Below are 11,919 nucleotides of genomic sequence, written 5' to 3'. Positions count from 1 at the left end.
AGTTCAGCAATTAAAATAATTATATCACAATTTTATTTTAATTATTGTTTTTTTTTACGGGTTTGCCAGTAATTTCTACTAAATCCTAGTGGCAATCCCTGGATTACCGGTGCATACTTATTTTTACGTCTGCGTCTGTCACGCATTGATAAATAATTCATCTCCATTATAAATCTCCTTTATTTAAAATACCTTTAAATACTTTTAAATACCTTTAAATACTTTTAAATTATATCTAATTATAACAATATTTCCACTTTTGTCAAGAGCATAAAAAAACCAGGATTAGAATCTGCCTGGTTTTTATTTACGTTTTTCAAATGTAACCTTATGCTTTTTTAAATCAACACTTTTTGTCTGCCAGCCGGCGTGAAGCCATGCCCTTGCCTGAGAATGTGAATAATCATTTGCCCACCATGGCCGTAGCCGATATGCTGATTGCGGTAATTTATCCTCCACATAATCTTGTACTTCTGCAAAGCTCATATGTAGAATTATACCTTTATTACTTTTTAAAAAATTTTTGAGACCGTCATATTTACCCGTAGGTTTTCTGCCACGACGCCCCCGTGTAATTGCCCGCTCAAAATTCTCTTCATACTCTTCATAGGAAGAAGATTTTTCTGTCTGCTTGTCAAGTTTCTGTGTTAAGAAAGTTTGCAATCTTTCTTCTTCTATACGCCAAATATTGCCAATTCTGACACCTGGTATTTTTTTTTGTTTGAGCCACAACAATATCGTATTAGAATCTACCTGCAATAAATCAGCCACTTGCTCCGGTGTTAAAAATCTCATATTTATACCTCTATATATTTAAATACCTTAAAATATATAGTAATATGTATAATAAAATATGTCAATCAGAATAACGCCAAGTTAAAAACAGCAAATTTTACTATTATGCATATATCTTTATTATTTCCCAGTGTATAAATGAAATAGCTATGTACGTGAAAATAAAAATTCTTAGTATAACTAATGACTGCCAATTTTAAATGATAAGAAATCTTTCAAACACATTTTTTATAAATTCTTCAAAAATTACAAACTTGAAGTATAAAATACATCTGATATAATTATTTAAGACAGTTCCATAGCAATATTCCTATACGGCCAGGCAATTCATTATGATCAAAGCTATGGAAAATCTAACCACACAAAAGGTAATTTAAATATACAGGGAGGAAGTAAATGCACTTCGTGGCAGCAAAAGGCATACTATCTTCAAAAAACGGAATGAATTTGTATCGTGGTTGTTCCCACGGATGCATTTATTGTGATTCCAGGAGCAGGTGTTATCATATTGACCACGCTTTTGAAGATATTGAAGTCAAGGAAAATGCACTTGATCTGTTAAAGTATGCCCTTACACATAAACGAAAAAAATGTATGATAGGTACCGGTTCCATGACCGATCCCTATATCCCTTTAGAAATGGAACTAAAGAATGTTAGAAAGGCCTTGCATTTGATATATGAGCAGGGATTTGGATTCACAGTAATTACGAAATCAAACCGTATTTTACGGGACTTAGATCTTTTGCAGAAGATAAATAATAAAACAAAATGCGTTGTACAAATGACACTGACTACTTATGATGAAGATTTATGCAGAAAAATCGAACCTAATGTGTGTACAACAAGGGAACGTTTTGAGGTTTTGAAAAAATTATATGATATTGGAATACCCACCATTGTATGGTTATCTCCTATTTTACCTTTTATTAACGATACCAAAGACAATATTTTCGGTATCTTAGATATGTGTATTGAGGCCAAGGTTCGTGGCATTATCTGTTTCGGTATGGGATTGACACTCAGAGAAGGAAATAGGGAATATTTTTACCGTCAACTGGATTTGAATTTTCCTCGCATGAAAGAAAAATATATACGAATCTACGGAAACCAGTATGAAATAAACAGTCCTGACAATAGTATCTTAATGAAACTGTTTCATCAAAAATGCAAGCAACACGGTATACTACACGACAACAGGAAAATATTTGACTATTTGAATGCATTTGAAGAAAAACACTCTGCCAAACAGCTAAGCTTATTCGACTGAGACCATAACCCTTGACATAACGGCAAGCATTATCAAATTAATAATTTTCTTAGAAGAAGTTCCATATTATAAAAATGAAGTCCACAGGGTGTTACCCAGACGCACCCGTTTTTTAATGTGCTATGAGGTGAATATAGATGAAAGCATATCAGATAAAGATAGAGTTGGTTGATTCGAAACCGCTTATTTGGCGCAGGGTCATTATTCCGGCAGATATCACCTTTAAGCGGCTGCATGACACTATCCAGTTTGCTATGGATTGGTGGGACAGCCATTTATATGAGTTTGAATTTTCGCAGGAAAAGCTTCGCATCACAAATGATAAAGAAGCCTATGAAGCGTTTAAGTTCTACCAAAAAAAATTTAAGGGAAAGACACTGACCAAGCACAATGATCCACACGGGTTTATTGCCCGGACATTGGAGACAGTTATAAGGCAGCCACAGACCATTAAAATTGATCGATATCTGGAGGAATATAAAACACTTACTTATATTTACGATTTCGGCGATGACTGGCAACACCAAATAAAACTTGAAAAAATCATTGCTGAATATCAATTTGGCTATCCGACAATTCTAGAGGGTGAAGGTGCCTGTCCACCTGAGGACGTAGGCGGGATTCCTGGATATGAGAAATTTCTCCGTGTCTGGAACAATCCTAAGCATCCCGATCATGAAGAAATGCACCAATGGGGCGAAAGTCAACATTACCGGGATTTTGATATTGCTTTTGAAAATGACCTGCTTAAAACCTGCTTAAAAATTAAAACAATGAAATGAGGCAGGCGTAATCAGCCGACTTACATCTTATTCCCAAAATATCTCCGCTCTTAAAAGGACAAAAAATCGCGTAGCGATGGTGAACCGCATCCTTATAAGGTAATTTTATTTATGCGATAGTCCCATTTAAATATCTCTGTCTAAAATATAGATACACTTGACTTAAGTGAATCTATTTATTATGTTTTTCGAAATTTCATTCTAAATAGTACCAGTAATTAATTTTTATTTGCAGAACCCGATAGGCTAATGTAATTTCTTATAGTTATAATACTTTCCCTTTCAGTTTTCGTTATTAAATCGAAAAAGTTGATGGCAGGGTCTTTTTTTAAGGCTTTTTTAACAGCATCAGTATTTGCCGTCATAAAATCACCCCCTACATTAATTTTATTGATACCATATTTGACACATGTTAAAATATTTTTCTCTCCTGAACCAGAACCACCATGCAATACCAAAGGTATATTCACCAATGACTTTATTTTCTGCAAACGTTCAAAATCAAAATCAGGAATCATTCCATCCGGATATATGCCATGCGATGATCCAATGGATATTGCTAATGCGTTTATATCAGTGCTTTTTATAAACCTTTCAGCCTCGTCTGGGTCTGTATACATAGAATTGCTTGTATAATTTTCTCCAGCTACTGCACCAATACAGCCAATTTCTCCTTCAACACTTACTCCTCTTGAATGTGCATAGTTAACAATACCTTTGGTTATGGTTATATTCTCTTCTAATCCATAACGCGAAGCATCTACCATCACAGAAGAAAAACCATCATCAATTGCTTTTTTTATATCAATAACTTCTTGACCATGATCAAAATTTAAAGCCACATTTATTTTAGATCTATATGCAAGTGTTTTAACGATAGGTGTTATCAGTTCACTGTCACAATGTTGTAAAAGATGATCATTGTATATATCAATTATGATAGGAGCGTTTTCTTGTTCTGCGGCAGTTATTACACTCCGTACTGTTTCTAAATTAAAACAGTTAATTGCCATAACAGCATAATTTTCAGCATTTGCTTTTTCGAGCATATTTTTCATAGAAACGTACATTGTATTACTTCCCCCTCGAATTTCATTTGATTTGTATGTCACCTAAGTCGAGCTCTGCTTCTTCTTCCTCTATAGGTTCTTCTTCAACAGCATCCTTTTTTAATAAAGAAAGCAAAGCTGCCGTGATGACTGTTCCAATCCCAAGTGCTATAAGGAATCCTATTGGATTATTCATTGCAGGGACGATAAACATTCCCCCGGAGGGAACAGGTGATTGTACACCCAATAACATAATGATAGCTCCACCAACAGCTGCACCTGCCGAACAGGAAAATACAACACGTAAAGGATCTACTGCGGCTATTGGAATTACTCCTTCGGTAATCATACAGATCCCCAGGGGAAAAGCAATTTTGATGTTATCAGATTCACCTTTGCTATATCTTTTTTTGCGCATTAACCATGAAAGAGTTACACCAAATGGCGGTATCATGGATGCACATATTTTTATTGCTTCTGGTCCGCATACTCCCTGCAATAATAAACCATCAGCAAATAATGAAGCAACCTTATTAACCGGCCCGCCAAAATCAAATGCAGCCATCGCTCCCATTATTGCGCCAAATAATGCAGCTGAACCGCCTTGCATATTTTGCAGCATATCCGTAAGAGCAAAAGATGCTGCAGCCACAGGTCCACCAATTATGAAGAACATTATAAAACCAATAATAACTGATGCCAGCAGTGGTAGAATAAGCATTGGCATTAAGGCCTGAGCCCAATTGGGAACCTTGACAACTTTTTTGAGAAAGTTTACACACCAGCCAGCCAAATACCCTCCAAGCATCCCACCAAAAAAACCAGCACCGATAGCATTAGCAATCATACCCATTAAGAGTCCGGGAGCTATTCCGGGCCTGTCTGCAATAGAATACGCAATTGCAGCTGACATAATTGCCGGTATAAGCTGCATACCATAAACGCCGAGCGTGACCGCTGCCTGCCATATAGAATAAGAACCTTTATAATTTGAAATCAAAGACGGATTACCACCAAAAATATTTCCTATTGCAATTAGTAAACCTGAAGCTACAACAAGCGGCAGCATATAAGATACTCCTGTCATTGCATGACGTTTTAGTTCACTTAATCTAAGTTCATTTACCATTTATTTTGCCTCCTTTTACGTTAAGCCAAGTTCGACTTGAATTTTGTTAATAAGTCCTTTAGGAGATTTAATTACAACACTGGTTGGAACTTCAACAATTCTTTTGCCTGTGAAACGTTCTGTTCCATTGATTTTAATATCGGCAGCGATGATGACTACATCAGCAGCAGATATGTCATTGGCAGTTAATTTATTTTCTGTACCTATCGTACCCTGCGTTTCAATATGAATATTGTGTCCCAATGCTTTTCCGGCCTTCATTAATTTTTCTTTAGCAATATAAGTATGGGCGATACCAGAGGTACATGCAGCAACACCGACTATATTCATCACTATCTTCCCCTTTACTCAGTAAAAACACTTTACTTTATCACTGTCATTAAATAAAGCTATTTTTTCTTCAATGGTATTTCGACACATACGAATGCAAGATGGATAAATTACATTTGGTTCACGTTCAAATCCTTTTTCTTGCAAATATTTTTCTATTCCTTTCATAAAGCTGAATTTAATATCACTTGATATATTAATTTTGCAAATTCCTCTTTTTATGGATTCAGCGATTTCGCTGTCTGAATTACTCGAACCACCATGTAAAACCAAAGGTATATCAACAATGTTTTTGATTTCTGATAATAAGTCCAGTTTTAGTTTTGGTACAAAACCTTTCGGATAAATACCATGTGCCGTGCCGATAGCTACAGCTAAAGAATCAACTTCTGTTTTTTCCACAAAAATTTTTACATCAGTCGGTTTAGTATAAACTATCTGAGTAGTACCGCCTTCTATGGAGTCACCTGTTTGTCCTATAGTGCCCAATTCACCTTCAACTGAGACTCCAACAGAATGAGCTGCATCTGCAACTTTTTTAGTTAAAGCAATATTTTCTGTAAAAGGCAGCAGCGAACCATCAATCATCACCGAAGTGAATCCCAACTGGATAGCATGGATGCATTGTTCATAGGTTGCACCATGGTCGAGATGTATTACCACCGGTATTCTAGTATGGTTGGCTTCATAAATAACACTGCTTATAAAACTGTCTCTTAAAAATTTCAACTCATCAGGATGAATTGCCATGATAACCGGTGCTTGTTTTTCTTCAGCACTTTCCATCATAGCTGTAAGTAATTGCCCTGTTCCGGCATTAAAAGCAGGAACGGCAAACTTATTTTTTTGAGCTGTTTCAAGCATTTCTTTCATAGTAACTAACATAAATAAAAACCCCTTTTATATTTATATATTAAACAATTGTTTAATTAGCGCTGATTAAAATATCAATTCATTTCCTGTGACAACAATCTTATTATTTCTGTTTTGTCATTTGTTTTTAACAGCTTATCCAATGTAGCATCATCTGCCAGTGCCATTGCTACTTGGGATAATAGTTTTAAATGCACTGTGGTTTTATCTACATTACGTACGGCAAATAGAATTACTACATGTACTGGTTCGTCATCCGGACTTTCCCACGCCAGATCATTTTTAGTTCTTCCAAATGCTATAGATGTTATTTTTACAGCATCAGACTTACCATGTGGAATAGCAATATGATTTCCTATTCCTGTTTGTCCCTCATTTTCTCTAAGATAAACATCATCTACAAAAGCCTTACAGTCAATGATATGTCCTTCTTTGTAGAGACTGTCGGTTAATTCTTCTATTGCTTCTCTTTTATTAACTGATTTCATATCCAAATCAATAAGACGTTCATTAAAAATTTCTCTAACTCCGGCTATATCCATTAAAAGGCCCCCATATTACTTGTTTTCTAATATCCAATAATAAATTTTTTTTATAACGTCTTCAGATAACTCATTTTTATTAGGCAGATAGACATTTATATTTTTATCATAGCTGCCCTCGGAAATCACAGTATTATAAATCTCAACTCTCGTTTTTGCCATTAGACTATTTTCATAAACTGTTACATGAAGATATGGTGTTATAGTACACTGTGCTATGCACATATTATCTATACTTTTCTTTGTATGTACATTTTCATTTCGTTTATAAAAACAGCCTTTTGAAAAATCTTTTTTATCATTGTCAGGCATAGGAAACTGTTTCATAAAAGATTTTCGCAGATTTTGGGCATCAGTTTCATTAAACAACGCACTCACATACGCAATTGGAATATTTGTTTTTATATTTAATTTTACAGTGGCAATAATTAAATCAATCTGTTTATTTATAATAATATTGTCAATTTGCTTAGCCGAAATTACATCTACAATGTGCCATTCCGGAAAATACTTTGCAATGCGTTTTTTTAGGAGATGTGATGTCCCTATACCACTGGAGCAAACAATAACAACATTCCTTTTGTTTATGATTTCTTCTACAGCGTTTTGAAAATATACAGCTAGATAAGCTATTTCATCTTCACTCACCATTGGCAGCTCATATTTAATTTGTATTTTAAGCATAATGAGTTTTAGTAAAATCATAGCTTCGGGAAATTCAGACTTGACTTGATCCAAAATAGGATTTTTAATGTAAATTTTATAGTTTATACGATTCAGCATAGGTCTTAAATGTAATAATAGTGCTTTGTATAGGCTTTGACTGAAAGCAAATTTTAAAGGATATATTTTTAGGCTCATTTCGATAATATCGGCAGCGATCGTCTGGACATCATCATTAAGAGAATTATTTGAATCAGCCACGCTGCCTATTCCACCTGAAGATGTCAGATATTGATAAATGTAAAAAGTCTCAGCAGAATTCAAAGAAACTTTAAAATCGTTTTCTATATACTGCCGCATTGATTTTGCCGCTATATAAAATTTACTGTCATAATTAGGCGAATCTGAATTAAATTCAGAAAATACAGTTTTATTATGTTGTATTCGTCCTATTAGTATCAAAATATGGGTTACAAGATTTATATAATAAGGTTCAATAATTTTATAATCCAGAAAGCTTTCTATTTTTTCAATCATATTTTCTACTTTTTTTACATTATCCTGACCAAAATGCTGCTCAAGTTCTCGTAATGTGTCATAATCTATTCGTGAATAGTTGTTTAGCAGATTAGTTTCATTCGTTTTTACAAATTGATTAATCATATCCACCAATGCACGGCGTATATTCGTCTCGGAACCAGCTAAGGATGTTCCTTTAACATCTTTATGCAGGTTTAGATCATATGGAGCTATTTGTGTTTCAATCATTTGCAGGTCATTCACAATAGATGTTTTACTTACAAAATATTTATCAGACAAACCTTGAATAGATAAACGCATCTGTTTCCCTTCAAGCAGCTCAAATAATATTTTCATACGACGTTCCTTGGTAGATATACTGCTGCCTTGTTTTTGATTTAATATATCATTTACAAGGTATTTTTGCGTATCAGCTATTTTTATTCCTTTACCTGCTATTTTTTCTATTGTGATACCCCGGCTTTCCCAATAATTTAAATCATTACGAATGGTCTTATCAGAACATGATAAGTTTTTTGCGAAAACTTTAACGGGTGTAAAATCATCAGTCTCCAATAAGTATTTTATAAGTAATCTTTGTCTGTTATATAAGTCTTCCATCTGACCTCCCCCTGTTCTTTTTCTATTTTTATAATAACATTTTTTTAATATTGCAAAAATACCAAAATGTTTCTACAATATATTCCATAAATTAGTATACTATTTTTTCTATGAGTAATATGGAAACTTGTAATATACCTTGATTAATAAGTAAATAAACCTTGGCAGATATAAACGCCAAGGTTTTTACAACAATTTATAAATTTCATTTAGCCTGATATAAAAGTTCTATTTACGCCCTTTATCAAACATATTGTAAATATTAATTTTCAATATGTTTGTTTCGATAAATATTTTCCCTATATAGTTGAGTCTGGTATCATAAAAATCATGACTTTTAAAATGACAGCAAAAACGGCTTAATTGACTATTGACAACTAAGGCAACAAGTACCATTTCAGCATATATACACATGAAAATTATACAAAATGGCTTACACTCTCATATTTTCATCTTACTCAAATACCCTCCCACTGACCTTCACCAAATGCGTTACTATCCTCATCCCATTTCACTCTCCAGTCTTTACCATAATTTCTGTATGTATACTTTTCAACCTAATTTATAAATACGGCCCGAACCGCAATTTTCTTCTCTAATAAGCCTTGCTCCATAAAGTATTACACTACCATAATCATATTTTCACCTACTTTAATTTTATAATTTTAATGAACCGGTTCAATCGGCTGGTATATATCCAATTCACAATAATTATCTGCTGCTATATTGCTATCAATTAATTCAAATCTAAATGGAACCGAAAAACGATATCCTGAATTATAAATCCATTTATTATACATATGCACCAATAATCGTCCTATCTTTCGCCCATTAAGATCTTCCGGGCGAAAAAATCCGACAAAACGAAAAACAACATATTTACCTGCAGGGACTTCAATTCCAGACATTCCTTCAGGTATATATTGTAAATTTTCCACCTGTGTTGCAGGCATATAATAGATATAGCCATTTTTGCTATTGCTCCAGTCAGTATACCCATAATATATATTTTCATTTAAGACATTTTTTATTTTTTGCCGCTCACCATAAAAAAATTTCTTTCCAAGTTCGTTTGCTGCACGATCACCTGACTTATACATAATTTTAGTTTTCGGTCCTATCAAATATGTTTTTGATCTAAACACAAAAAAAGGTTTATAAATTGCTGAATTTTCTACTCCGTAAATATCATTTATGTTCATTTTTTCAATAATCCGCAATGACACCTTTCTGCGACGTGCCTGCTGAGGTGTACAATTGAAACTTTGCTTAAAAGCACGAATGTATGACTGCTCATATTCAAAACCATATTTTAATGCGATATCTAAAATACGCAAGTTACTGTACATTAAATCAGATATACTCTCTGACAACTTTCTTGCATGAACATAGTCCATTAATGTTTCTCCGGTAAGTGCTCTGAACATACGATGTAAATGATACTTCGATATTAAGCTATGCGTTGCTATTTTATCCAGATTAAGCTTTCCTGTAATATTTTTTTCTATAAATGAAAGGCAACGGTTAATTGTGCTTTTTGTATCAACCATAGCTACGACTCCTAACAGTTATTTTGACTTTTAAATCTTACGAAGTACCAATACAGCATTTTGCCCGCCAAATCCAAAAGAATTTGTTAATGCAGTAGAACATTTCTGATGTCGTCCATTATTGGGAACATAATCTAAATCACAATCCGGGTCTTTCGTTTTATAATTAATCGTCGGCGGCAAATACTGCTCTTGTATCGCTTTTGCCGTTAATATAGTTTCGATACCTCCTGCCGCTCCCAGTAAATGTCCTGTCATTGATTTTGTTGAGCTTATTGCTATTTTTCTTACATAGTCAGCAAAAACCATTTTTATTGCCGCAGATTCATTTTTGTCACCTAAAAGTGTCGATGTTGCATGTGCATTTATATAATCAACTTCATTCGGTACAATTTCTGCATCAGCCAGTGCACTTCTCATGCAGTCAGCTATTCCCTCTGGTTTATTAGCTGTAATATGAAAAGCATCGTTATTACAACCATATCCAATTATTTCTGCTATTATATTCGCTCCACGGCCACGGGCATGTTCCAATTCTTCTAAAACAATTATTGCCGCACCTTCACCTATAACAAATCCATCTCGCAAAAGATCAAACGGGCGACTTGCAAGTGATGCTTCTTCCACTTGTGACATAACTTTCATTGCCGTGAAACCTGCTATAGTCAACTCAGTGATTGGTGCTTCTGCTCCTCCAGCCAGCATAAAATCCATTTTATCATCACGAATCAATTGATATGCATCACCAATAGCGTTATTTGAGGACGCACACGCGGTAACAATACATTCGGAAAAACCTTCCAGACCATATTTTATCGCAATTTGTCCATTCGCCATATTAGGAAGCATCATTGGAATAAGAAAAGGACTGATTCTGTTGATACCTTTATTTTGTAAAATTGCATATTGCCTCTCAATCGTTCCTATGCCGCCAATACCAGTACCAATAATAGAACCTGCTCTTCTTCTGTCTATATCAGTCATATCAAAACTGCTATCATTCATGGCTAAATCAGCAGCAGCTAAAGCATATTGTATAAATAAATCCATATGATTCGCATTTTTTTTACTAATAAAATCCTGTGCATTGAACATCTTTATTTCCGCGGCATTTTTACATGGAAATTTTTCTATATCAATTTTTTCAATTCGGCTAATACCAGATATACCTTTTTTTATTTTTTCCCAGATTTCGGATACACCAACACCTTGTGAAGTAATTGCTCCCATGCCTGTAATAACAACTCTCCGCTTTATCATTCTTTAACCCCATTCATTACTAAATTTAATAAAAACCCTTATCGGCCTAAAGTAAATATATCATATAACTAAATTTAGAAATGAACATTCCTTGCTTTTATTTAAGAAAGGTCCTCTTTAGCAACTGAGTTATTATCAAAATACAGAAATATTTTAATAATAACGCTGCAAATCCTAATATGTCATCTATACATATAATAATGAAAAAGACATTGTCTTATCTGAAGGGATTGTATTATTTTTCTGCAAGAGTGTGACAGCTTTTTATAATGCATTAACCATGAAAGAGTTACACCAAATGGCGGTATCATAGATGCACAGATTTTTATTGCTTCTGATCCGCATACTCCTTGCAATAATAAACCATCAGCGAATAATGAAACGACCTCATTAACTGGCCCGCCAAAATCAAAGGCACCCATCGTTCTCATTATTGCACCAAACAATACAGCCGAAAGTGGTTTGACGGATAAATCCTAATCGGTAAGAACAGTACGGAATGCTTGCAGAGATGTTTATACATTTATCTTGACACTA

12 protein-coding genes are annotated in these 11,919 nt (G+C 34.2%); 2 read left to right on the top strand and 10 right to left on the bottom strand.

What is annotated here, in order from left to right; all coding sequences use genetic code 11:
- Positions 1 to 41: 41 nt before the first annotated feature.
- Complete coding sequence (locus tag I6751_RS14000; protein ID WP_269140839.1) at positions 42 to 167, bottom strand: hypothetical protein; 126 nt, start codon at positions 165 to 167, stop codon at positions 42 to 44.
- A gap of 136 nt (positions 168 to 303) precedes the next feature.
- Positions 304 to 795 (bottom strand): helix-turn-helix domain-containing protein, encoded by a 492-nt coding sequence (locus I6751_RS05880; RefSeq protein ID WP_196592169.1) that lies wholly within the window; start codon positions 793 to 795, stop codon positions 304 to 306.
- A 396-nt stretch (positions 796 to 1,191) separates the two neighbouring features.
- On the opposite strand from I6751_RS05880, the gene I6751_RS05875 reads away from it, so the two are divergent.
- Complete coding sequence (locus I6751_RS05875) at positions 1,192 to 2,064, top strand: SPL family radical SAM protein (protein ID WP_196592168.1); 873 nt, start codon at positions 1,192 to 1,194, stop codon at positions 2,062 to 2,064.
- Positions 2,065 to 2,201: 137 nt separating this feature from the next.
- Positions 2,202 to 2,846 carry a plasmid pRiA4b ORF-3 family protein gene (locus I6751_RS05870; RefSeq protein WP_196592167.1) on the top strand — a complete coding sequence of 215 codons (645 nt, stop codon included), beginning with the start codon at positions 2,202 to 2,204 and terminating at the stop codon, positions 2,844 to 2,846.
- A 218-nt stretch (positions 2,847 to 3,064) separates the two neighbouring features.
- Here I6751_RS05870 and I6751_RS05865 read toward each other — a convergent pair whose 3' ends face one another.
- The 8 genes from I6751_RS05865 to fabF all read right to left on the bottom strand — a co-directional run bounded on the left by I6751_RS05865 (position 3,065) and on the right by fabF (position 11,379).
- On the bottom strand, positions 3,065 to 3,916 hold the full coding sequence (locus tag I6751_RS05865; RefSeq protein ID WP_196592166.1) for a class II fructose-bisphosphate aldolase: 852 nt from the start codon (positions 3,914 to 3,916) through the stop codon (positions 3,065 to 3,067).
- Positions 3,917 to 3,938: 22 nt separating this feature from the next.
- Positions 3,939 to 5,024 carry a PTS fructose transporter subunit IIC gene (locus I6751_RS05860; RefSeq protein WP_196592165.1) on the bottom strand — a complete coding sequence of 362 codons (1,086 nt, stop codon included), beginning with the start codon at positions 5,022 to 5,024 and terminating at the stop codon, positions 3,939 to 3,941.
- A gap of 15 nt (positions 5,025 to 5,039) precedes the next feature.
- Positions 5,040 to 5,354: a PTS fructose transporter subunit IIB gene (locus tag I6751_RS05855; RefSeq protein ID WP_196592164.1), complete on the bottom strand. Its 315-nt coding sequence runs from the start codon at positions 5,352 to 5,354 to the stop codon at positions 5,040 to 5,042.
- 18 nt (positions 5,355 to 5,372) lie between these two features.
- The gene (locus tag I6751_RS05850) at positions 5,373 to 6,239 is read right to left on the bottom strand and encodes a ketose-bisphosphate aldolase (protein WP_196592163.1); all 867 of its coding nucleotides are present in this window, start codon (positions 6,237 to 6,239) and stop codon (positions 5,373 to 5,375) included.
- Positions 6,240 to 6,301: 62 nt separating this feature from the next.
- Positions 6,302 to 6,769, bottom strand: coding sequence for a PTS sugar transporter subunit IIA (locus I6751_RS05845; RefSeq protein WP_196592161.1), 468 nt, complete (start codon positions 6,767 to 6,769; stop codon positions 6,302 to 6,304).
- 15 nt (positions 6,770 to 6,784) lie between these two features.
- Positions 6,785 to 8,572: a BglG family transcription antiterminator gene (locus I6751_RS05840; protein WP_196592160.1), complete on the bottom strand. Its 1,788-nt coding sequence runs from the start codon at positions 8,570 to 8,572 to the stop codon at positions 6,785 to 6,787.
- 665 nt (positions 8,573 to 9,237) lie between these two features.
- On the bottom strand, positions 9,238 to 10,122 hold the full coding sequence (locus I6751_RS05835) for an AraC family transcriptional regulator (protein WP_196592159.1): 885 nt from the start codon (positions 10,120 to 10,122) through the stop codon (positions 9,238 to 9,240).
- A 30-nt stretch (positions 10,123 to 10,152) separates the two neighbouring features.
- Positions 10,153 to 11,379, bottom strand: a complete 1,227-nt coding sequence (fabF, locus tag I6751_RS05830) for a beta-ketoacyl-ACP synthase II (protein WP_196592226.1) — start codon at positions 11,377 to 11,379, stop codon at positions 10,153 to 10,155.
- Between the last annotated feature and the right edge of the window lie 540 nt (positions 11,380 to 11,919).

The organism is Pectinatus frisingensis (genome assembly GCF_015732285.1).
Lineage (GTDB): Bacteria > Bacillota > Negativicutes > Selenomonadales > Selenomonadaceae > Pectinatus > Pectinatus frisingensis.
This window is presented reverse-complemented; position numbering and strand designations above follow the sequence as displayed.